Annotated in this window: 21 protein-coding genes; 10 read left to right on the forward strand and 11 right to left on the reverse strand. The window is 36.6% G+C overall.

All coding sequences use genetic code 11. The features are described from left to right. Positions 1-40: 40 nt before the first annotated feature. From ACIGAM_RS02200 to ACIGAM_RS02220, 5 genes are read left to right on the forward strand one after another with little or no spacing between them, the layout of a single operon-like run. Positions 41-466: an ATP-dependent zinc protease gene (locus tag ACIGAM_RS02200; RefSeq protein ID WP_396509824.1), complete on the forward strand. Its 426-nt coding sequence runs from the start codon at positions 41-43 to the stop codon at positions 464-466. Beyond that, positions 463-1,335: a 30S ribosomal protein S6--L-glutamate ligase gene (gene rimK / locus ACIGAM_RS02205; RefSeq protein WP_396509825.1), complete on the forward strand. Its 873-nt coding sequence runs from the start codon at positions 463-465 to the stop codon at positions 1,333-1,335. Before ACIGAM_RS02200 ends, rimK begins: the two co-directional genes overlap by 4 nt. A gap of 4 nt (positions 1,336-1,339) precedes the next feature. Further along, positions 1,340-2,323, forward strand: a complete 984-nt coding sequence (locus ACIGAM_RS02210; protein WP_396509826.1) for a succinylglutamate desuccinylase/aspartoacylase family protein — start codon at positions 1,340-1,342, stop codon at positions 2,321-2,323. Then, positions 2,316-2,876 carry a 5-formyltetrahydrofolate cyclo-ligase gene (locus ACIGAM_RS02215; RefSeq protein ID WP_396509827.1) on the forward strand — a complete coding sequence of 187 codons (561 nt, stop codon included), beginning with the start codon at positions 2,316-2,318 and terminating at the stop codon, positions 2,874-2,876. The genes ACIGAM_RS02210 and ACIGAM_RS02215 overlap by 8 nt, the downstream gene beginning before the upstream one ends. 53 nt (positions 2,877-2,929) lie before the next feature. Then, entirely contained in the window at positions 2,930-4,072 is a 1,143-nt protein-coding gene (locus ACIGAM_RS02220) for a sensor histidine kinase (RefSeq protein ID WP_396509828.1), read from the forward strand. 8 nt (positions 4,073-4,080) lie between these two features. Here the strand turns inward: ACIGAM_RS02220 and ACIGAM_RS02225 are convergent, their stop codons facing one another. The 4 genes from ACIGAM_RS02225 to ileS all read right to left on the reverse strand — a co-directional run bounded on the left by ACIGAM_RS02225 (position 4,081) and on the right by ileS (position 9,217). Then, complete coding sequence (locus ACIGAM_RS02225) at positions 4,081-4,677, reverse strand: lipoprotein signal peptidase (RefSeq protein WP_396509829.1); 597 nt, start codon at positions 4,675-4,677, stop codon at positions 4,081-4,083. Between the two features lie 38 nt (positions 4,678-4,715). Continuing rightward, entirely contained in the window at positions 4,716-5,348 is a 633-nt protein-coding gene (locus ACIGAM_RS02230; RefSeq protein WP_396509830.1) for a hypothetical protein, read from the reverse strand. Positions 5,349-5,418: 70 nt separating this feature from the next. Continuing rightward, entirely contained in the window at positions 5,419-5,799 is a 381-nt protein-coding gene (locus tag ACIGAM_RS02235) for a TraR/DksA family transcriptional regulator (protein ID WP_396509831.1), read from the reverse strand. A 7-nt stretch (positions 5,800-5,806) separates the two neighbouring features. Beyond that, positions 5,807-9,217, reverse strand: coding sequence for an isoleucine--tRNA ligase (gene ileS, locus ACIGAM_RS02240; protein WP_396509832.1), 3,411 nt, complete (start codon positions 9,215-9,217; stop codon positions 5,807-5,809). A gap of 173 nt (positions 9,218-9,390) precedes the next feature. Here ileS and ACIGAM_RS02245 point away from each other — a divergent pair, with 173 nt between their 5' ends. After that, a complete protein-coding gene (locus tag ACIGAM_RS02245) occupies positions 9,391-10,011 on the forward strand; it encodes a hypothetical protein (protein WP_396509833.1) in 621 nt (206 codons plus the stop codon). Positions 10,012-10,032: 21 nt separating this feature from the next. Here ACIGAM_RS02245 and ACIGAM_RS02250 read toward each other — a convergent pair whose 3' ends face one another. The 4 genes from ACIGAM_RS02250 to gdhA all read right to left on the reverse strand — a co-directional run bounded on the left by ACIGAM_RS02250 (position 10,033) and on the right by gdhA (position 16,875). Continuing rightward, positions 10,033-12,438, reverse strand: coding sequence for a TonB-dependent receptor plug domain-containing protein (locus tag ACIGAM_RS02250; RefSeq protein ID WP_396509834.1), 2,406 nt, complete (start codon positions 12,436-12,438; stop codon positions 10,033-10,035). Between the two features lie 9 nt (positions 12,439-12,447). Continuing rightward, entirely contained in the window at positions 12,448-13,164 is a 717-nt protein-coding gene (gene recO, locus ACIGAM_RS02255; protein ID WP_396509835.1) for a DNA repair protein RecO, read from the reverse strand. Beyond that, positions 13,164-15,434, reverse strand: coding sequence for a two-component regulator propeller domain-containing protein (locus ACIGAM_RS02260; protein ID WP_396509836.1), 2,271 nt, complete (start codon positions 15,432-15,434; stop codon positions 13,164-13,166). Before ACIGAM_RS02260 ends, recO begins: the two co-directional genes overlap by 1 nt. A gap of 97 nt (positions 15,435-15,531) precedes the next feature. After that, the gene (gdhA, locus tag ACIGAM_RS02265) at positions 15,532-16,875 is read right to left on the reverse strand and encodes an NADP-specific glutamate dehydrogenase (RefSeq protein WP_396509837.1); all 1,344 of its coding nucleotides are present in this window, start codon (positions 16,873-16,875) and stop codon (positions 15,532-15,534) included. Between the two features lie 207 nt (positions 16,876-17,082). Between gdhA and ACIGAM_RS02270 the strand changes: the two genes are divergently transcribed. Continuing rightward, the gene (locus ACIGAM_RS02270) at positions 17,083-17,889 is read left to right on the forward strand and encodes a THC0290_0291 family protein (RefSeq protein ID WP_396509838.1); all 807 of its coding nucleotides are present in this window, start codon (positions 17,083-17,085) and stop codon (positions 17,887-17,889) included. 16 nt (positions 17,890-17,905) lie between these two features. On the opposite strand, the gene ACIGAM_RS02275 is transcribed toward ACIGAM_RS02270, so the two are convergent. After that, positions 17,906-19,048, reverse strand: a complete 1,143-nt coding sequence (locus ACIGAM_RS02275; RefSeq protein WP_396509839.1) for a cystathionine gamma-synthase — start codon at positions 19,046-19,048, stop codon at positions 17,906-17,908. Between the two features lie 107 nt (positions 19,049-19,155). On the opposite strand from ACIGAM_RS02275, the gene ACIGAM_RS02280 reads away from it, so the two are divergent. Continuing rightward, a complete protein-coding gene (locus tag ACIGAM_RS02280) occupies positions 19,156-19,917 on the forward strand; it encodes a DUF3298 domain-containing protein (protein ID WP_396509840.1) in 762 nt (253 codons plus the stop codon). On the opposite strand, the gene ACIGAM_RS02285 is transcribed toward ACIGAM_RS02280, so the two are convergent. Continuing rightward, on the reverse strand, positions 19,901-20,377 hold the full coding sequence (locus ACIGAM_RS02285) for a DinB family protein (protein ID WP_396509841.1): 477 nt from the start codon (positions 20,375-20,377) through the stop codon (positions 19,901-19,903). The genes ACIGAM_RS02280 and ACIGAM_RS02285 overlap by 17 nt on opposite strands. A gap of 82 nt (positions 20,378-20,459) precedes the next feature. On the opposite strand from ACIGAM_RS02285, the gene ACIGAM_RS02290 reads away from it, so the two are divergent. Beyond that, on the forward strand, positions 20,460-20,813 hold the full coding sequence (locus ACIGAM_RS02290) for an arsenate reductase family protein (protein ID WP_396509842.1): 354 nt from the start codon (positions 20,460-20,462) through the stop codon (positions 20,811-20,813). 6 nt (positions 20,814-20,819) lie between these two features. Continuing rightward, positions 20,820-21,716: a DMT family transporter gene (locus tag ACIGAM_RS02295; protein ID WP_396509843.1), complete on the forward strand. Its 897-nt coding sequence runs from the start codon at positions 20,820-20,822 to the stop codon at positions 21,714-21,716. On the opposite strand, the gene ACIGAM_RS02300 is transcribed toward ACIGAM_RS02295, so the two are convergent. Then, positions 21,713-22,189: an acyl-CoA thioesterase gene (locus ACIGAM_RS02300; RefSeq protein WP_396509844.1), complete on the reverse strand. Its 477-nt coding sequence runs from the start codon at positions 22,187-22,189 to the stop codon at positions 21,713-21,715. The genes ACIGAM_RS02295 and ACIGAM_RS02300 overlap by 4 nt on opposite strands. Positions 22,190-22,282 lie beyond the last annotated feature (93 nt).

The following is a 22,282-nucleotide window of genomic DNA, read 5'->3' on the forward strand; positions in this document are numbered from 1 at the left end:
ATTACCAATTAACAGCTATGCTTTTATTAAATTGCAACCTATGGAAAAAGTAATTATAGGACGTATAGACCGTGCCGATTTTCCTAAACTAGGTTTGTCTGACATCGATATCAAAATAGATACTGGTGCCTATACATCTTCTATACATTGTAATCATATACGAGAAGAAGATAACATTTTATGCTGTACATTTCTAGACCCTAAACACCCTGAATATAATGGTAAAGAAATGCGCTTTTCAGCTTATGATATTACGGCTGTAAAAAGCAGTAATGGCGAGATTCAATACCGCTATGTTGTACAAAGTAATATTACCATATTTCAAAAAACATTTAAAATATCGCTCACACTAAGTTCTCGCGAAGACATGCGGTTCCCGGTTTTGATAGGGCGCAAATTCCTTACTAAAAAATTTATTGTAGACACAGAACTCACTGATGTCTCACACGCTCAAAAAGCCTTATGAATATAAAAATCTTATCCCGTAATGGTAATTTATACTCTACTGCTCGTCTTGTAGAAGCTGCAAAGAAGCGCAAGCATACTGTAGAAATAATAGATCCCCTTAAATGTGATTTAATTATTGAAAAGAAGAAACCCTCTGTATATTACAAGGGACGATACCTTTCAGACACCGAAGCAATAATACCTCGTATTGGGGCTTCAATTACCTATTACGGTACCGCTGTAGTTAGACAATTTGAAATGATGGGTTGTTTTACCACTACAGAGTCACAGGCCTTAGTACGTAGTCGCGATAAACTACGTAGCCTTCAGATTTTATCAAGAGCACGCTTAGGGCTTCCTAAGACTGTTTTTACAAATTATTCGCGCGATGTAGGAGAAATTATTGACCACGTAGGTGGAGCTCCTTTAATCATTAAACTTTTAGAAGGAACACAAGGATTAGGTGTTGTATTAGCCGAAACTAAAAATGCAGCAGAATCTGTTATTGAAGCTTTTAATGGTCTGCAAGCACGTGTGATTGTCCAGGAATTTATAAAAGAAGCTAAAGGTGCAGATATTAGAGCGTTTATAATTGATGGCCATGTGGTAGGTGCTATGAAGCGCCAAGGTAAAGAAGGTGAGTTTAGATCTAACCTACACAGAGGTGGTACTGCAGAAGTTATAACTCTTTCTGATGAAGAAGAGATTGCCGCTATTAAAGCAGCAAAAGCAATGGGACTTGGTGTTGCCGGTGTAGATATGCTACAGAGTGCTCGTGGGCCTTTAATACTTGAAGTAAACTCTTCGCCAGGATTAGAGGGTATAGAACGTGCTACAGGAAGAGACATCGCAAAAGAAGTTATTAAATATATAGAACGAGGCGTCTAAAATTATGACGGGTATAGACGAAGACAATATTTTACACATTTTGGGTGAGAAAATTCCTCCGGGAACAAGGCGCACCCTTAATTTTAATCTCGCAAAATTATATACAACCACTTCTGTAGAAGTGCCTATTATAATACAACGGGCAAAAAAACCTGGGCCCTGCATCCTTATTACAGCGGGTATTCACGGTGACGAGATTAATGGTGTAGAAATTGTACGTCAGGTTATTTCAAAAAAAATAAACAAAGTTCTACGGGGCACAATTATTTGCATTCCGGTTATAAATGTTTTTGGCTTTTTAAATATGGAACGTGCTTTTCCTGACGGAAGAGATTTAAATCGTGTTTTTCCAGGAACCCGTAAAGGCTCCCTGGCAGGTAGATTTGCATATCAGTTTAGTAATAGAATATTGCCTGCTGCAGACTTTTGTCTTGATTTTCACACCGGTGGAGGAAGCCGGTTTAATGTAGCTCAAATACGTGTAGATCCTGATAAAAAAGAGCTTATTGAATATGCTGAAATTTTTGGAGCTCCATTTACTGTTTATTCAAAAAACATTGCAAAATCCTATCGTTCTACCTGCGAAAAACAAAACATACCCATACTTCTTTTTGAAGGTGGAAAGTCACAAGTAAGCGATAAAGATATTGCGCGTGAAGGAGTTTTTGGAGTAATGCGTATTCTAGAACATTTTAAAATGCTCTCAAAAGAATTTACCGCACCACCTTTGATAAAAAAAACCACTACCATAGTGACAAGTTCTTGGTTGCGCGCAAAATATAGCGGTCTGCTCCATCTCAAAAGTAATTGTGGAGATTTTGTAGAAAAGAATGAGGTAATTGCAACAATTACAGACCCCTACGGGTCGTTTAGACATAAAGTAAAAGCTACAAATGATGGGTATATTATCAATTCAAATGAAGCTTCTTTAGTGTATCAAGGTGATGCCATATTTCATCTTTCTACTTCAGAAATTAAAAATGACTAAAGCAGAATATCGTAAACTCTATAAAGAAAAACGAAACAGTTTAAGCTCGTCTGAAATTGATGAATTAAGCCTTTCCATAGCAAATCAACTGCTCCAACTTCCCATTTGGGACTATGAGTTTTATCATGTTTTTTTAAGTATAGAGCATTTTAAAGAAGTTAATACAGATCATATTTTAAATATTTTGAACGGAAAAGACAAGCATATAATCATTTCTAAAAGTGATTTTCAAGACTTTTCTATGCGTCATTATTTACTTTTAGACAGCACACGATTAATCGCAAATAAGTGGGGTATTCCCGAACCTCAAAATGGTATCGAGATTAAACCAGAACAACTAGATGTAATTTTTATTCCCCTACTTGTTTTCGATAAAAATGGCTCAAGAGTAGGATATGGTAAGGGATTTTACGATCGCTTTTTAAATAAATGTAAGCCTGATGCATTAAAGATAGGCTTATCGCTATTTGAAGCCGAAGAAAACCTACCAAAAGATGATAGAGACATACCTCTAACTCACTGTATAACACCTAATAAAACGTATAATTTTTGACACGATGTCGATTTTTTTGCTATCTTCATCCTCATTTTTAAAATCCAATTCGCATGTCAGTTACTAAGCAAAATGGAATTCTTTCCTTTTTATCTAAAAAATCAGTTCCTGAGACCGCCGAGTCAAGAGAAAGCTTTTTTTACGAACAAATAGCTGAAATGGTAGGTGCCGGTGGGTGGAGAATAGATTTTATTAATAAAAAAAGTTACTTCGACAAACAATTACAAAAAATCTTAGAAACTCCTGAAAATTACAAACCTTCAATAAAACATGCTCTGCATTTTTTTGATATGAATTATCATGAGTCTGTAATTGCCAGTTATCATAATTTAGCCAATGGAACTCCTATTTTTGATGAAGTAATAAAGATGGTTACCTATACTAACAAGACCTTTTGGGCTCACGCGATTAGCAGACCAGATTTTGATCATAAAGGTCATATTGTAGGCTTAAAAGGAGTAGTGGTTAATGTAAACAAAGAGAAAGAGCGCGAGCTTATGCTTGAAAAGGCGATAGACCTGGTTGAGGCTAATAACTCTCGCCTATTTACATTTGCAAATTATGTATCGCACAACATAAAGTCCCACGTAAATAATCTTGAACTTACAAGTCAATTAGTAGAAACTCAGAAATTTACAGACGATCAAAAAGAGCTGTTTAACAATTATAATGAAATTGCACAAAGTTTAAATCGTACGGTTGCCAGACTTAATGAGGTTGTTTCTATACAAACAAAGGCAGCAGAAGCAAAGGTGACCATTGATTTAGAAGAAACTTTAGATCAAGTAAAATCTAAGTTGAGACCTCTTATTGAACGCGAGGAGGCATATATTTATTCAGACTTTTCTGAAGTTCCGGAAATTGAATACAATCAAGAGTTTTTGATGAATATATTTACCATTTTAATTAAAAATGGAATCATAAATAAAAGCCCTAGTCGAAAGCCAGAGATTAAAGCATACTGTCTTGAAAGCAATAAAAAACTATCTCTTATTATTGAAGATAATGGCACAGGATATGATTTATCAGACAAGAATGCTGAGCAAATATTTCATATGTCTAGAAGTACAGACAATAGTGAAAATAATCAATCTGTAGGATTATTCATTGTAAAAAATCAAGTTGAAGCGCTAGGTGGCAAAGTGGAAGTCACGAGCAAATTAGGCTACGGTACTAAATTTATAATTACAATCTAAGCTGTTTTCTATTTTGCAAATGCTCTTTTATTAAAAACTAGGAGTAAACCTACGCCAGTACTAATTGCCATATCTGCAATATTGAAAACGGCGTTGAAGAACGTAAAGTAATTACCGCCCCATATAGGCAACCATTCAGGCAGATACCCCTCCCATATTGGGAAATACAGCATATCTACTACACGACCGTAAAACAATCCTGAATAACCCCCATCTTCTGGTAAAAAGGTGGCTAGTTGCCCTGCACTGCTGTCAAAAATAATACCGTAGAATACAGAGTCTATTATATTGCCAAAAGCGCCTGCGAAGATTAAAGCAACTCCTACAATAAGAATTCTTGACATATTTTTTCTAACACTATCATAAAGCCAATATCCTATTAAAGGAAGAATACCTATTCTAAAAAGAGTTAGAATTATTTTTCCGTAATTACCGGGAATTTTAGCCCCCCAGGCCATGCCCTCATTTTCAACAAATAGAATTCTAAACCACTCAAAAACCTGTACTTGCTCCTGTAATTGAAAATGCGTTTTGATATAAATTTTACTAATTTGATCTATAAGTAAAATAAGAACTATAATGCCTACGGCCTTCTTTAATGACATGAGCTGTTTTTGATTAGCGAAAGGTAAAAATAATTAAATTATTCAGATTGCGAGACGCTTATATTTCCGTCAACACTTTTAAGCTTTAGTTGATACCTTCCGTTAGGATTAGTAGCTATTTTCTTGATTCCGTTACGCGTTAATGCTTCAATACGAGTATCGCTAGTTTCAACATTAATAGTACCTCTCAGCGTGTTCACAATACCGTTTCCGTGGAAATCAAACAATTTACAATCTCCTCCAGAAAGATTCATATTTATATAGTCATAGTCGCCCTGAACTTGCACAGATGCTAAACCTGAAGTCACCCAAACTTCTTTATTTATTGGCAACTCTATATACAACACAATAGATATCACTTTGTGGGCCGCTAGTTTATCATCTATAGCCTCAAAACCCACAGACCTATTTACCTTCATCAACCACAACCCATTTTCAACTACGGGATCGAGTATTATACTTTCAAAGGTCTCTCCCTCAACTTCTGCATGTACACTAATATGCTTAGTTTCTGAAGTTTTGACAAATACCTCAAAAACATCATCAGATGCTACAAAAACACCTTTTACAAGATCTGAAGGAATGCGATATTCTATTTGCTTCTGGCTATAAGTCGTACACAAAACCAGAAGGAAAAATATAAATGAAAAACTAATTTTAGGAGTCTTCATAATTTAATCAAAATAAAAAACGCCTCAGCACATACTGAAGCGTTAATATATTATTTGAGATCTATAGAATCTACTGCATGTTTTTTGCCTCAATACTCAATGTCGCGTGAGGTACAAGCTTAAGCCGCTCTTTATTGATTAGTTTACCGGTTACACGGCAAATACCATACGTTTTATTTTGAATGCGATTTAGCGCATTTCTTAGGTCACGTATAAACTTTTCCTGACGTATAGCAAGGGCAGAGTTTGCTTCTTTACTCATGGTCTCACTACCTTCTTCAAAAGCTTTAAATGTAGGTGAGGTATCATCTGTACCATTATTACCATCATTCATATAAGCACTTTTGATAAGATCTAAATCATTCTGAGCCTTATCGATTTTAGCCTGTATAAGAACTCTAAATTCTTCTAATTCTGCGTCGCTAAAACGTTCTTTAATTTCTGCCGCCATATTCTATTTACTGTTTTTTTATAGCCAACTTTGTTTCTACATCGTCAAATGCAATGGCTATACCGTTAGTAACTTGCTCTGCAACCTCGAGTTTTGCGGTGAGCGTTTCCATTTTAATATAGTCTAAATTATCTATAACGGCTTGCTCGATCTTACCGTCACGTTGTATTTGCACCTCTATTTTGTCTGTTACCTCAAAACCAGAGTCTTTTCTAAGATTCTGAATACGGTTAACCAGTTCTCTAGCGATACCTTCATTCTTTAGAGCATCATTTAAAGTAACATCAAGTGCTACTGTTAAAGAACCACTACTTGCAACTAACCACCCTTCAATATCTTGAGAAGTTATTTCCACATCTTCGGGCGCCAAAGTAACACTTTTTCCATTAATGTCCACGGTGATTTTTCCTTCATTTTCAATAGTAGTAATATCAGCGGCGCTCATCGCATTAATAGCATTTGCTACTAGCTTCATGTCTTTACCAAATCGTGGCCCTAGCGTTTTAAAGTTGGGTTTTATAGATTTTACCAGAATCCCTGAAGCGTCATCAATTAATTCAATCTCCTTGACATTTACTTCAGACTTAATCAAATCTTGTACCGCAAGTATTTCTTCTCGCTGCTCGTTGTCTAAAATAGGAATCATTATACGTTGCAATGGTTGGCGAACTTTAATTTTCTCCTTCGCACGTAAAGAAAGTGTTAAGGATGATATAGTTTGTGCCTTTTGCATCTTATGCTCCAGTTTTCTATCAATAAATGAAGCATCACTAACCGGGAAATCTGAGAGGTGAACACTCTCTGAAATTTCTAAGCCAGTCAAACCATTTAAATCTTTGTACAAACGATCCATAAAAAATGGAGCCACCGGTGCACTTAATTTTGCAACTGTAATTAAACATTTGTACAGAGTCTGGTATGCAGAAATCTTGTCGTGTGCGTAATCGCCTTTCCAGTAACGGCGACGACTTAAACGCACAAACCAGTTACTTAGATTTTCCTGTACAAATTCTGAAATCGCTCGCGTAGCCTTTGTAGGCTCATATTCTGAATAAAATTTGTCTACTTCAGCAATTAACGTATGTAATTCTGAAAGTACCCAACGATCAATCTCCGGTCTGTCTTTAAGTTCGATGTCTGCTTCAGAGTAGTTAAAACTATCAAGATTAGCATACAATGAAAAGAACGAATAGGTATTGTACAGTGTACCGAAGAATTTACGCTGAACTTCAGTGATACCATCAAGATCAAACTTTAAGTTATCCCAGGGGTTTGCATTGCTAATCATATACCAGCGTGTTGCATCTGGACCAAAAGTGCTTAACGTTGTAAAAGGATCTGCAGCATTGCCTAAGCGTTTAGACATTTTTTGACCGTTTTTGTCTAGAACTAGTCCGTTAGAAACAACGTTTTTATAAGCAACATCGTCAAAAGTCATAGTAGCTATCGCATGCAAGGTGTAAAACCATCCACGCGTTTGATCTACCCCTTCAGCAATAAAATCTGCTTTGCGCCAGGTTGATTCTACCATTTCCTTATTTTCAAAAGGGTAATGCCATTGTGCATACGGCATACTACCACTATCAAACCAAACATCAATAAGATCAGATTCACGACGCATTGATTTTCCGCTTTGCGAAACCAAAACAATCTCATCTACGATATTTTTATGTAGGTCTACAAGGTCATAGTTTGCATCTGTCATGTCACCTGCAACAAAACCTTCAAAAGGATCTGTTTTCATAACACCGGCTTCTACTGCTTCAGTGATTTTTTCTTTTAGTTCGGAAACCGAACCAATGATAATTTCTTCTTTACCATCTTCAGTTCGCCAGATAGGCAATGGAATTCCCCAGTAGCGTGAGCGCGATAAATTCCAGTCATTTGCATTTGCTAACCAGTTACCAAAACGGCCTTCTCCGGTAGATTTTGGCTTCCAGTTTATGCCCAGATTTAATTCGTGCATACGGTCGCGCACATCAGTCACTTTAATAAACCAGGAATCTAACGGGTAATACAATATAGGTTTATCTGTTCGCCAGCAATTGGGGTAACTGTGCACATACTTTTCAACTTTAAAAGCTTTATTTTCTTCTTTGAGTTTTATTGCAATCTCAACATCTATACTTTTCTCTGGCGCTTCACCGTCATCATAATATTCATTCTTCACATATTTACCACCAAATTCCTGTAGCTCTGGTCTAAAACGACCTTGTAAATCTACAAGTGGTACAAGATTCCCATTTTCATCTTTTACAAGCATAGGCGGCACCTCTGGCACAGCTTGCTTGGCAACCATTGCATCATCTGCACCAAATGTAGGTGACGTATGTACAATACCGGTACCATCTTCTGTAGTAACAAAATCCCCAGAAATTACGCGGTATGCATTCTCCGGGTTATCGTGGGGCTTCACATAATCAATCACTGGCTCATAGCGTAATTCTAATAAATCGCTTCCCTTAAATTCTGAAAGAATCTGATAGGGTATTTTCTTATCGCTTTCTTTAAAATTTGAAAAGTCTTCTTCGTTTTCGGTTGCAAAGAATTTTTTATCAAATTGTTTGCTCACCAAAGCTTTTGCCAGAACCACATTAATAGGCTCAAACGTATATTGATTAAATGTTTTTACTAATACGTAATCAATCTTTTTACCCACTGTCAAAGCCGTATTTGAAGGCAATGTCCAGGGAGTAGTGGTCCATGCAACTAGGTAGGTTGTACCCGTTGCATTTGCTAGAGGTGAAGCTTTAAAAGTCTCATCTTTTATAACCTTAAACTGTGCCGTTACCGTAGTATCTGTAACATCCTGATAGGTCCCGGGCTGGTTAAGTTCGTGCGAACTTAAACCGGTTCCTGCCTTTGGTGAATAGGGTTGTATTGTATAGCCTTTGTAGATAAGACCCTGGTTGTAAATATTTTTTAGAAGCCACCATACAGACTCCATATATTTTGGCTTGTAGGTAATATAGGGGTCTTCCATATCTACCCAATATCCCATCTGCTCGGTAAGATTATTCCACACATCGGTATAGCGCATCACCGCATTTTTACATGCTTCGTTGTATTCTGAAACGCTTATTTTCTTGCCGATATCTTCTTTGGTAATACCCAGCTCTTTCTCAACACCCAGTTCTACCGGAAGTCCGTGGGTATCCCAACCGGCCTTACGTTTTACCTGCTTTCCTTTTTGGGTTTGAAAACGGCAAAAAATATCTTTAATCGCACGCGCCATAACGTGGTGAATACCAGGCATTCCATTCGCAGATGGTGGTCCCTCAAAAAAGATATAAGGGTCGTTGCCTTCTCGTGTAGAAATACTTTTTTCAAATATGTCGTTTTCCTTCCAATAGGCTAAAATTTCTTCAGCTACATTAGGTAGGTCAAGTCCTTTATATTCAGGGAACTTTGTGCTCATGGTGTGCGTTTTCTAATAAGTGTGCAAAATTACGGAATTTTGATAAGATAAACGTTCTGATTATAGCTTTGCGTTTTTAACGTTTTTTGACCCCATGCTAAAGTTGGTTAAATTCTAAAAACCTACTTTTAAATTTGACTAATTTCGGGTAGTTCTTTTAAAATCAATTTACTATGCGATCTATTTATATAACCACCTTTGCCGTCTTATGTATACTAAGTTGTAAAAATACTGAAGAAGAAAAAATAGTTGATAATTTACCAGAAAGTAAAAAAACCACTATAAAAACCAATGAGAATCAACAGGAAAAAATTTCAGATTCTTATTTCATTATTCCGGGAAATAAGCTGGGTAGCATACGCTTAAACTCAACTATTGCCGCAGTATATGACAGCCTTGGCACACCCACATCTGGCGACGCTGCTATGCAAAAATCTTTGTCTATGTGGTTATCTAGAACTGATGTATTGACTATATTCTCTGCAAATGACCCTAACACGTCTGACGGTCATATAATTAAACTTGTACGATCGACTACTCCTAATTTTAAAACTAAAGATGGCATAGGAAAAGGGAGCTCAATGGCTTACATCAAAGAAAATTTTAAGATTGAAAAGGTGGGCTCATTTACTGAAAACAATTCTGACTTTGATCTTTACGCCACTCAGGAAGGGATTTCCTTTGAATTTAACTCTGAAAATATCTGTACAGGAATTATAATTCATAATCTGGAAATTCAATCAGGAATTACCTACTTACCAATATATGAAAAATTTGTGCCTGCCATTAATTAAAAACACTAGCATCTATAAACCCTAAAAACTATACTTCAACGCTAAAATTAAATTCCTACCTGGTGCAGAAATACCCGAAGAATAAGGTCGGTAGCGCTGGTCGGTTATGTTTTCTAAAGCTGCAGTGGCTTTCAAGTTTTGTGCCACTTGATACTCGCCATACAAATTTAAAGTATACCATCTGGGAGAATACGGATTCCCGTCTACATCAAGTGCATATAAATAATCATTTGCAATTTGAGAAGGTGCAAGATCTTCATAAGCAATCTCCCCATTGTATTCTGCAGAGGCATCAAACTTCCATTTTTTGAGTCGGTAAATTAAATGCGTATTCCCAAATAATGGAGCCGCATGACGCAAGGGTGCGTTACTACCGTCATCTTCTTCCTGGCTGCCTTCAGTAATATTTATATGAGAGGTGAACTTCACATTTTTAGAAAATAAATACTCTAAACCGGCTTCGACACCATAAACCTCAGCACGTGCTGCGTTTTGAATCGCCTGCACATTACTAGGCTCGCCCTGATAATCAATTACCGTTACACCCTCTAGATTAAAATTACGACGTACCAAAGCATTTTCTAAATGCGTATAATAAGTTGTTAAATCCAATCTAAGTGATTCGCCAACTTTAAATACTGCACCTATCTCTGCATTGTAGGCGTACTCTGCTTTCAAATTAGGATTAGGCACCACAACCGAACCTGCCTCACTATCAAATATTTTACCTATATCGTCTATGTTAGGCGCTCTTAAGGCCGTTCCCAGATTTAATTTTAAATCGAGCATCTCACTAGTCTGCCAGTTCAAGCCTGCAGAACCGGTGAGGTTTCCAAAGTTTACATCTGCATTTTCAAACGGGAAGTCATAAAAAGTAGCGTCAAACGCAGCGTTAATTAAAATATGATTGTAGCGCAAGCCTGTTTGAAGAGTTAATTTTTCAGAAAGATTAAATTGACCACTTAAATAGGCAGCTAGCGATTGCCAACTCGAATCATCAGGATATCTACTGGCTGTTGCAGCCTGCTCACCGGTTTCAATATTGGTCTGATTTCCGAAGGAATTTACTTTGTTGTACACATATTCTAAACCGTAAAACAATCTGTTTTCAGAAAGTTTCTTGGTAAAGTCTAGCCCTAAAGAATAGGCATTCACCTGCTCTTCGGTTGAATATACTGTAGGTTTTCCAAAATCCCGGTCGTTTCTACTTTCTTCAAAATATTGGTAAGCCGCGGTTAATTTTGCGTCATCATAAATATCTCCATTCCCTTTTTTATCTACCTGAAGATTTCCTAAAAACCAGGTCTGCGGACCGTAATACCACTCAGCAGAACGCAATTGATCGCCGCGTTTACGTGTTAAACGATCGTATCTAGAATAGTCTGAAGTGGTGCTGTAATGCAAACCCAAATTAAAATCCCAAATACTATTAGGCATAAAACGCACTTTCTGAGTGAGGTTAAGCAAGTCAAATCCTGTAGGAGTCTGAACTTTAGGATCTTCATTTTCTACCACGGTATCAACACCGTCAATAATTTTAACGTATTCTGGCCTTAGATAATCATCGGGACCATGCCTGCCCATACGCAGATCGTCAAAATTAGAATAACTAATACTACTTAGAAAAGCCCATTTCTTTAACCCCAAATTAAAATCAAAATGACCGGTCTTTTCATTATTTGCGGTTGCATACCGACTTAAGGCCATTCCTGAAAAAGAAGTTCCTTCTTCAAAAGAAAATGACGGCTTCTTTGTATAAAAATTCATCACACCACCTACCGCGTCACTGCCATAAACCACAGAGCCGGGACCAAGAATAACTTCAGTTTGATCTATCGTAAATGGGTCTATATTGATAACATTCTGAAGATTTCCTGATCTAAATATAGCGGTATTCATACGTACACCGTCAACGGTAATCAACAAACGGTTTGTAGAAAAACCTCTAATCATAGGGCTGCCGCCGCCCAGCTGACTTTTCTGCACAAAGACCTGCCCACTCTGAGTCAAAAAATCTGCAGCTGTCTGCGGGTTTTTAAGCTCTACATCTTCAGCATCAAGCCGAATTACTTTTTGAGTAATATCACGTGCTTGTTGTTCAAATTTTGAAACCGAAAGCACTACTTCATTCAGTTGGTTCTCATCATCTAACAAAAACACTTGATTTCCCGAAGCAATCAGAGCCGCCTTAGTTGTTTTTTTTAGTATATGCGAAACGTGAGAAATATAAATGGTTTCAGAATTTGTAAATAATGATATATCTACGATGCCCTTTTCATTTGTTACTGCAGTGCTTGTCTTTGTCGCATTATACAATGCCGCACCTTCAACTGGAACCTGACTCAGATTATCGTAAACTGTAATTTTTTGAGCGCAAACTAGGCAAGAGCTTAGTAAAAAAAACAATAAAATATGAGGTATGCGCATAGATGGTGGTTAGTTAAAAAGTGTGCTTAAAACCGCCAGAGACTTAGGTTTTTTAAAGCTGTGCAAATGTAATTCATAATAGCTCAAGAGCATATTTACAAAGGCCGCCCTGCGTTTCTGGTTCAGTTTTATACCAGATAATGCATCAAAATTTGTACCCAGAAGACATTTTAACGTATCTAAATTTTCTTCGGAAATACTGTATAAAGTTTCTATACGCTCAAAATTACCCGACTCCAGATTAAAATTTGGTAAATCTATATTTGAAGTATCGGGGTAAAAGCCCAAATATTTAGTGAGCTCCAAAAGAAATAATAAATGAAAATTAGCGGTGTGCGTATGTAAATCGAGCCACATAAAGGCATGTTCTAAATAGGCATACAGCGGCCTGTTCTCTTCTTCTTCCTGAATAACATTACGCAACATTTCTGAAAGAAAAAGAACAATACTCGACTTCAAAATATCTGTATGTAAGCTCACATAGGGTTGTATAACTTTTGCCTCACGAATACTTTCTAAAGTACCTTTATCTTTGTGCATCGCAACGATTTCAAGCTGCGTTGCAGGTTGAAACATAGCCGTACGAAGCTTTCCCTTTTTTGACTTTAAAATAGAACGCAACAAATAAGATTTAAGACCCGCTTCTTCGGTAAAACATTTAACGATTAAATCTGCCTCGCCATATTTTAAAGCTGAAATCACTAACGCACGTGTGCTTACTAACATTAGCGTATAATCATGAGTTTAACGATTTTAGTTTCAGAGGCATCTTCTCCAGTAATCAGAATAAAATAAACACCAGAGGCAACTCTGTATTTTCCAAAAGCGGTTGTATCCCATTGTATACTTCCTCCTTCAGAAACCTCTTCATACACCAGATTACCATTAAGATCTGTGATTTTAATGTTTGCATTTTCTGTCAAGCCATCTACAGTTACCAAACCATTAAATCCCGGTCTAACAGGATTGGGATAGACCCGGGCATTGTCTAAGGTTTCTTCTGGAGCTACCGCATTTCCTCTAAAAGAAACTAAGCCTAAAGGAGTTGCAAAAAAGACCTCACCAGACGAATCATCAATGGTAATATCCTGAATATTATTTGAAGGCAAGGGTGAATTGCGCCGGTTAAATTCTTGTAAGGTTTCCTGACCATTAGCATTAAAGCTAAACGCACCGCTAGATACGGTCCCTATCCATTTATTATTATTACCGTCAACAGCTATTGCGCGTATTACTTGCTCACTAAGTAGCTCTACCGCTATACCATTGTCTTCTATAATAATTTCCCGCGCTTGAATTTCGGGATTTTCAAACATTTGAGAAGGATTAAATAATACCCGTAAACCTGCTGAAGTACCTATCCATAAACTACCATTAGCATCAATCGCCAAAGAAAGTACCGCATTAGAAGGTAAGTTTGAGCGCTCTGCATTTAGACGGGCAAAAGCACTCGTATTAGGATCGTAACCTAATAATCCGCGGTTTGATGACCCAAAATATACAAAGCCTCTTCGATCTGTGACTAATTGCGTATAACCGTTAATTTGATTAAAATCTGGTAAAATATCTTCTACAGAAATTCCTTGAATAGTAGCACCCGTTTTTTTAGCAAGTGCGTTTTTTACAAGGCTATTTGTAAGCCATAAATTACCCTCTCGATCAAATGCTGCGCCATTAATACGCACATCTGTAGGATTTACAGGTACATCACTTAGCCCACTATTAGTCTCATCGTAAAGCTGTACAGGTATTTTATCTGCAAACTCTAATAGTCCCGAATTGTATGAGCTCATAAACACCTGACTGTTATCATCTGGGTTAAAAGTGATGTTTGTAATGTTATTTGCCCCTAAAAGCTCATTAAACGGAATATTTAACCAACCCTCTTCGCTTAAATTACTTACTCCGCGTTGCTTTAAAGGAAAGGGGTTATAAGAGTCGCTGTAATCCCCGTATACAACCCATAATTCTCCCGGGGCAGCTTCAATCGCAAAAGGATCATTGCGCGATGGCCCGTCTGGTATGACTCTAATCACATCTTCAAGAGTAGTTTTAGAGCTAATTAATAGTCCGTTTTGTTGTGTACCGGTATAAAGTTGTCCTTCAAAAGTGAGAGCTGTATTAAAACTGTCGGGATATTGAGAACTTGTTACAATGCTAGTATTCAAATTACCCAGAGCATTAAATAATAGAATCTCGTCATTAAATATTATAATTAAATCCCCATTAGAAGCTCTTAATTGTTTTGGTAGTGTAGAAAAAGATGCAACTGTATTAAATGAATCTGCTGTTAATTGATGCAAATTTTGATCTGCTGTTATACCAAAAAGAGAATTTTCTAATGATTGTATTCCCAGCCAACTCCTGGTATCTACTGTCTCCCAGTTTCTAAAATCAATGAGGTTTTCTGCAGTTGCCAGAGCTCTTCTTAAACCGCCTGAAGGTGAAGCTGCATAAATATAATTTTCAAAAATTGTAATTTGTAAAATAGAAATGCGCGCACCATTATCACCTATAAAATACGAATCATCAAATTCTAATCTCGAAAGATCAAAAAGCGAAATCCCAAAGCCGGTTGCGATGTAAAGGGTGTTTTTGTCCTCATAAAAATTATTTATTGTCTTTTCTGACGGAAGAATTGCCGGTTTATCACGTATAGCGACTAAAGTAGAAACACTACCGTCTGGCTTTACCAAATCTACCAACCCCGAAATATAACCTACAAAGAGAATTCCCGTTGATGTACTATAATGAATGGTACGTATAGCTTCACCTGTTAACCCTTCAATTGTAGAGAAGGTTTTAATTTGGTTAGAATTAAGCGCGTAACTAAATACAGAATTTTGTGATGCCGCATAAATTTCTGTATCTCCCTCAGAAACTGAAACAATAGTATTGTAAGAAAAATAACCAGTCCAGAAATCTGCATACTCCTGCGCCTTTACACAAAGTAAAGAGAGTAAAAAAACCAACGTAAAGAAGCGTTTTTTGATCATTAAACAGCTTTAATAAGAAGCTAAAAGTACAATTATTGCCATAAAAAAACCCCGAAGCAGTATCGAGGTCTTTATCTATTTAAAAAGGATTCTTTTATTATACGATTCCTTGCGCCAGCATAGCATCTGCAACTTTTACAAATCCTGCTATATTTGCTCCTTTTACATAATCTACAAAACCATCTTCCTGAGTACCATATTCAACACAGGCTTTATGAATATCATACATAATCTCGTGAAGTTTCTGATCTACCTCCTCTGCAGACCAGTTGTATCGCATACTGTTTTGCGACATTTCTAAACCAGAGGTAGCAACACCACCCGCATTAGAAGCTTTACCCGGAGAGAATAAGATTTTTGCCTTTACAAATACCTCAACAGCATCTGGTGTACACGGCATATTTGCTCCTTCACCTACACTCATTACTCCATTTTTAACCAGTAACTCTGCGTCTTTTTTATCTAACTCGTTTTGAGTGGCACACGGAAGCGCAATATCACATTTGACACCCCATGGTGTTTTACCTTCGTGAAACTCAGCATCAGGATATTTATCTAAATACTCCTTAATACGGCCACGACGCTCATTTTTAATTTCCATTATGTAGGCAAGCTTATGCTTATCTATCCCTGCGGAATCATAAATAAAACCATCAGAATCAGACATTGTAATAACCTTCGCATCAAGCTGAGTCGCTTTCTCTGCTGCATATTGTGCAACGTTACCAGAACCTGAAATCACAACTGTTTTACCCGCAAGTTTCTCTCCTATGTTATTCAACATATATTTAGTAAAATATACATTTCCATAACCTGTTGCTTCAGGACGTATTTTAGAACCTCCGTAAGAAAGGCCTTTACCGGTGAGAATACCTGTAAATTCATTACGTATACGCTTATATTGACCAAACATAAAACCTATTTCACGACCACCTACACCTATATCACCGGCAGGCACATCTGTATTAGGACCAATATGGCGGTACAGTTCTGTCATAAAACTTTGACAAAAACGCATCACCTCAGCATCACTTTTTCCTCGGGGATTAAAGTCTGAGCCTCCTTTACCACCACCCATAGGTAGTGATGTAAGACTGTTTTTAAATACCTGCTCAAAGCCTAAAAACTTAAGAATACTTAAATTTACAGAAGGATGAAAACGAAGTCCACCCTTATATGGCCCTATAGCAGAATTAAATTCTACACGATACCCTTTATTTATTTGAGTTTCTCCATTATCATCTACCCATGCAACTCTAAATAAAATTGCACGCTCTGGTTCTACCATACGCTCTAGCAATTTTTTATCTTGATATTTTGGGTTATTCTCTATAAAAGGTATTACCGTTTCTGCAACTTCCTGAACCGCTTGAATAAATTCTGGCTCGTTAGGATTTGTTTTTTCTACAGAGTCAACGAACTTCTTAATGCTATCTGACATATTAAAGTTTTTAATATTTATAATATTTTTCACGTTAATGCAGTGCAAATATATGATATCAATAAAAATCAAGGTATAAATTTTCCATATTCTTAATTTTTACCTGTCATTTTTATATATTTTAAATGTAAAATTCTACCAAGTGCATAATTTTAGGTTAAATCGGATGTTTTAGTATATTTGTCGTATAAATATCCCCAATTATCAATGAATACCAAAATCCTCCTTGCGGTATTATTCATCTGTTTGTCAATGCCTTTCAAAAGCAATGCTCAGTTTGGCTTCTCAAATGAAGTAGGAATAATCGCAGGCCCCTTACTTTTTCAATCTGATTTTGGTTTGCGCGAAAATGTAGATACAAATTTGAATAATATAGGGATTGGGGTTGGTATTGTTCATTATATGAACTTCGCTTATCGCTCTGATTGTAACTGCTATACACGGGATAAATACTTTAACGACCATTTTAAATTAAGAACTGAAGCAGATTTACACTACTCCAAGTTTACACACGAGGGTATTGAGTCTCAAAAAGAAACCCCCGAAGGTTACGACTTAAGAGATCACAAAGGGTCTTCTCTCGTTTTTGAATTAGGTATGCAGATTGAATATTTTCCTAAAAGTATTCGTGATTTTCAAGCAGGTGGCTATAAAGTAGCACCATATATAAGTTTAGGAGCTCATTATGTAGGCTTTAATCCATCCTACTCTTCTATTCAGGATGTTGAAGGAGCAACGCCTGAAGATATCTATTTTGATGATTTTCTTATAGGTGATGGTAAATTAGGCGGTATAGACGATAGCTCTGGCAATACCTGGGCGCTTACAGGAAGTGTAGGTATCAGATACAAAATAGGCGAATTAAGCGATATAAACCTGGAGCTGCGCTATCACAAATATTATTCTAACTGGGTAGATGGCTTAAATCCTGATGAAGAATTTTACCCTCCAAATAGATATGACGATTCTATTGTATGGTTAAATATTGGGTATATCTACTATCTTAATTTCTAAAATTATCACAATCGCTCTAGCTTAGAGCTTGTTTTAAATCTTCAAGAAGATCATCTATATCTTCTATACCTACACTTAATCGTATTAAAGAATCTTTTATTCCTAAATTTTCTCGTTGCTCTTTAGGTATGCTTGCGTGCGTCATAGTCGCGGGATGACCGGCAAGACTCTCAACGCCTCCTAAGCTTTCAGCAAGAGTAAATACTTTTAAATTTTCAACGACTGAAACTGCGCCTTCAAGCGAATCATTTTTAGTTGTAAAAGAAACCATTCCGCCAAAATCGTTCATTTGCCTCTTTGCGATATCGTGATTAGGGTGATCTTCAAAACCAGGCCAGTAAACCTGATCAACTTTAGGATGCTCTTTTAAGAAATGTGCAACTGCCTTTCCATTTTCACAATGACGCTGCATACGTACGTGAAGTGTTTTAATTCCGCGTAGCGCTAAAAAACTATCTTGAGGCCCACATACAGCACCACTTGCATTTTGAATAAAGTATAACCTATCTGCCAGCTCTTTATCTTTTACAATTAGACCGCCCAGAACTAAATCGCTATGACCGCCCAGGTATTTTGTTACACTATGCATAACGATATCTGCGCCTAGATCTAAAGGTTGTTGCAAGTAAGGTGTGGCAAATGTATTATCTACAGCTAAGAGTAAATTATGTGCCTTTGCTACTTTTGAAACTGCTACGATATCTATAATATTCATCATTGGGTTTGTAGGCGTTTCTACCCAAATTAGCTTTGTTTTATCTGAAATAACAGCGTCAATCATCGCAGTATTCTGCATATCTACAAAATGAAATTTTAAACCAAAACCTTCAAATATTTTTGTGAATAGTCTATATGAACCGCCATATAAATTATTTGTAGAAATAATTTCGTCACCAGGCTTAAAAAGTTTTAGAACAGCGTCTATTGCTGCTAATCCAGAGCCAAAAGCAAGACCATAACTACCATTTTCAATACTTGCTAATGCATCTTCTAAAGCCTTACGTGTAGGATTACCACTTCGGGAATATTCAAAACCTTTATGTCCTCCGGGCGTAGTTTGAGAATATGTAGAAGTTTGATATATAGGGGGCATAACACTACCATAAGCAGGATCTGTGTTGTGCTGACCACCGTGTATCGTCTTAGTATTGAATTTCATAGATTTTAAATTTTATTAAATCGTATCGTAAATGTACCACGCTAAATAAGCATTGTCAAAAATCACTGTACCTTTATCCTATGTTTAACAGGTAAAAAACAATTGATTTGAAAAAACATCTCTGCTTTTACGTATTTGTATTTATTGTAATTAGCTGCAAAAAAAAGGAATCTCCATTAACTTTTAAAAATACCATTTACAATGCAACCACTATTGAAACTTGTAATATGGGTATGTGTCCTGAGCTCGATATTGAAAGATTGACCGCGCTTGGGGATGCTAAACTAGCAGACTCTATCAATAAAGCTGTAGAGCGTGTGCTAGTAAGCAATCTTGTTATTAACCCCGATGAGATTCCTAAAATAAAAACTCTGGATGAAGCGATTGCAAACTTTATTTCAAGTCACAGAAATTATCATGATGAATTTCCTGAGACAAATGCCGGCTATGAATTTAGCAGCAAATCTGCCATAAGCTTAAACGGCAGCGAACTACTAAGTATCGTTTTTGACACTTATAGTTTTTGGGGAGGAGCTCACGGTTATGGTAGCACCACCTATCTAAATATTGATAAACAAACCGGAAAATCTCTTAACACAGAAAATCTTATTGATAATGAACCCGCATTTTTAAAACTAGCGGAGCAAAAATTTAGATCTCAAAAAGGGATTTCTGAAAATGAAAGTATTAACAGCACCGGTTATTTCTTTGAAAATGATCAATTTATTTTACCGGCTAATATAGGATTTACTGAAAACGAAATGACTTTAATTTACAACCCATACGAAGTAGCATCCTACGCTGAAGGTCAAATAATAATTAAAATCCCCTTAAACGAAGTAACCCCATTTCTTAAACTAAGCCTATAGCATGGCGTAAGGCCAGGACAGAACCCAAGTGAATACCTTCGTGAAAATTATTAAAAGCAAGAGCATCATCAACATTGTTTAATGTGCTTCCGGTAGATACTGTGTACACATTAAATTCTTTAAATATACCAGCGGCATAATCTGTGGCGGTATGGTCTATTGTTGTGCTTAAAAGTTCACAAATTTCGACTAATTCTTCTTGAGAAACATCGCGTTCAGGTTTTGTCCCTTTACGATACATATCTATAAAATCTGATGATACACGGGGCTTTATACCAGAAAGCAGATATACTAAAACTTGCTGTGTTGCAATGACGTGTGCAATATTCCAGATGATGTTATTATTAAACCCGGCAGGTATCTTATTTAAATTTTCAAGTGATATGGTCTCAAGAAATCCTTTAAAAATTTGACGGTTTTTCCTACTTATATCAAGTGTATATTCAAAAGTGAACGGCATGATTTTAATTTTTTCTAAAAGTACTATTTTAGAAGTAAAAGCAATTACTTTGTAACTTGAAGAATATTTTAAACTTCTTATTTTGAAAAAAGTCTATTATTTATCTACCTGCGATACATGTGCACGCATTTTAAAAGAGATTGAATTGCCTTCTGCATTCATCAAACAGGATTTAAAAACGGATCCCATAACTGAAGAGCAACTAAACGAATTGCATAACCTAACCGGAAGTTTTGAAATGCTTTTTAGCAAACGAGCTCGCCTTTATAAAGAACGTGGTCTAAATACACAAAATCTTGAGGAACGCGATTTTGAAGAACTCATTTTAGAACACTATACATTTCTAAAAAGACCCGTAATCATAAATAATGACAAAATTTTTGTAGGCAACAGTAAAAAAGTAGTGACAGAAGCCAAAGCTTCAATTCACCCTTAAACTGTAATGAACAAGCGTGTATTAGCCCTCCTTGCAGCCACCGGTGCCAGCACCATTTACGGAGTAAATCACACGTTAGCAAAAGGTGTTATGCCTACTTATATAGGCGCTTACGGTTTTATTCTTTTGCGAGTTTTGGGCGCTTCAGCTTTATTCTGGCTGGCAAGTATTTTTACAAAGTCAGAAAAAATAGACCCTAAGGATTATCGGCGATTACTTGGCTGTGCCGTCTTTGGTATGTTTATAAATATGCTTGCTTTTTTTAAAGGATTAAGCTTATCTACACCTATAAATAGTTCTGTTATTATTACGTTATCTCCCGTAATTCTTTTAATTCTCTCCGCAATTTTTCTAAAAGAAAAAATAGGATTTATTAAGATTTTAGGGATTGCTATAGGAATGCTAGGAGCACTTATACTTGTATTATTTGGTGCATCGCAGCAACCTAATGCACCTAATATACCTTTAGGCAATGTGCTGTTTTTTATAAACGGTGCAACGTATGCGGTTTACCTTATTTTAGTCAAACCCATCACCCACAAATATTCAACAATTACACTAATGAAATGGCTGTTTCTGACCGGTGTCATTCTCAATTTACCTTTTACTATAACCGAATTTACAGCTGTAGACTGGCTAGAACTACCTACAAGAGCAATTTGGATTATGATATTTGTAGTTGCCGGCACCACATTTTCTACCTATTTTCTCAACCTCTACGCCTTGAAAACCTTAAAAGCTTCTACGGTAGGAGCATTTATATATCTGCAGCCACTTATTGCTGTAATCTTTGCTGTTCTAGTGGGTGCAGACAGAATTACCCCTATACGCGCAATAGCGGGTCTTTTAATATTTACGGGGGTTTATTTGTCTACCCGAACAAAGAAAACGGTTACTTCTTAACTTAAATCCTGGGGTTTCTTACCATATCTGCGTGTATCTTCTTTAGTAAGCGTTTTAAAATCTTCAGTGCGCTCTAAAGTTGAAAGATTGTCTATAAGCTCTTTAGGTAATGCTGTAAGTTTGCGTTCTTTTAAATCGATCCAGGCACCCATCATTTCGCAACTTGCAAAATTTCGGCCTTTGTGATCGTAGAAGTTATGCAAAAATTCAAAGTACATCCCGTCTTCAGCGATACCCTTTAACTGTAGGGATACCGTCACAGGCTTCCCTGCAAATACTTCTTTAAAATAATACATATGCTCGTAAAATACTACTGGGCCTATGTTATACTTAGCCATTTCCTGATGACCAAATCCGTTTTCCATTAAAAAAGCCATACGTGTATGACTCATAAAATTTATATAAGCGCTGTTTGCTAGATGTCTGTTTGCATCTATATCACTCCAGCGTATTTCAAATTGTTTTGTATACATAAGTCTCTTTTGAAACGCAAATATATTGAAATATCCTATGCGTGCATACTATTTAAAATTACCTTAATACGTATTCCATTCATTAAGAATCAC

This window comes from Leeuwenhoekiella sp. NPDC079379 (genome assembly GCF_044542075.1).
Classification (GTDB): domain Bacteria; phylum Bacteroidota; class Bacteroidia; order Flavobacteriales; family Flavobacteriaceae; genus Leeuwenhoekiella.

Coding starts and splice junctions, on each gene's coding strand:
- ACIGAM_RS02260 (WP_396509836.1), bottom strand. CDS start 15,434: ATGATCAAAAAACGCTTCTTTACGTTGGTTTTTTTACTCTCTTTACTT.
- gdhA (WP_396509837.1), bottom strand. CDS start 16,875: ATGTCAGATAGCATTAAGAAGTTCGTTGACTCTGTAGAAAAAACAAAT.
- recO (WP_396509835.1), bottom strand. CDS start 13,164: ATGTTAGTAAGCACACGTGCGTTAGTGATTTCAGCTTTAAAATATGGC.
- ACIGAM_RS02210 (WP_396509826.1), top strand. CDS start 1,340: ATGACGGGTATAGACGAAGACAATATTTTACACATTTTGGGTGAGAAA.
- ACIGAM_RS02230 (WP_396509830.1), bottom strand. CDS start 5,348: ATGAAGACTCCTAAAATTAGTTTTTCATTTATATTTTTCCTTCTGGTT.
- ACIGAM_RS02245 (WP_396509833.1), top strand. CDS start 9,391: ATGCGATCTATTTATATAACCACCTTTGCCGTCTTATGTATACTAAGT.
- ACIGAM_RS02220 (WP_396509828.1), top strand. CDS start 2,930: ATGTCAGTTACTAAGCAAAATGGAATTCTTTCCTTTTTATCTAAAAAA.
- ACIGAM_RS02295 (WP_396509843.1), top strand. CDS start 20,820: ATGAACAAGCGTGTATTAGCCCTCCTTGCAGCCACCGGTGCCAGCACC.
- ACIGAM_RS02225 (WP_396509829.1), bottom strand. CDS start 4,677: ATGTCATTAAAGAAGGCCGTAGGCATTATAGTTCTTATTTTACTTATA.
- ACIGAM_RS02200 (WP_396509824.1), top strand. CDS start 41: ATGGAAAAAGTAATTATAGGACGTATAGACCGTGCCGATTTTCCTAAA.
- ACIGAM_RS02270 (WP_396509838.1), top strand. CDS start 17,083: ATGAATACCAAAATCCTCCTTGCGGTATTATTCATCTGTTTGTCAATG.
- ileS (WP_396509832.1), bottom strand. CDS start 9,217: ATGAGCACAAAGTTCCCTGAATATAAAGGACTTGACCTACCTAATGTA.
- ACIGAM_RS02300 (WP_396509844.1), bottom strand. CDS start 22,189: ATGTATACAAAACAATTTGAAATACGCTGGAGTGATATAGATGCAAAC.
- rimK (WP_396509825.1), top strand. CDS start 463: ATGAATATAAAAATCTTATCCCGTAATGGTAATTTATACTCTACTGCT.
- ACIGAM_RS02285 (WP_396509841.1), bottom strand. CDS start 20,377: ATGCCGTTCACTTTTGAATATACACTTGATATAAGTAGGAAAAACCGT.
- ACIGAM_RS02235 (WP_396509831.1), bottom strand. CDS start 5,799: ATGGCGGCAGAAATTAAAGAACGTTTTAGCGACGCAGAATTAGAAGAA.
- ACIGAM_RS02275 (WP_396509839.1), bottom strand. CDS start 19,048: ATGAAATTCAATACTAAGACGATACACGGTGGTCAGCACAACACAGAT.
- ACIGAM_RS02250 (WP_396509834.1), bottom strand. CDS start 12,438: ATGCGCATACCTCATATTTTATTGTTTTTTTTACTAAGCTCTTGCCTA.
- ACIGAM_RS02215 (WP_396509827.1), top strand. CDS start 2,316: ATGACTAAAGCAGAATATCGTAAACTCTATAAAGAAAAACGAAACAGT.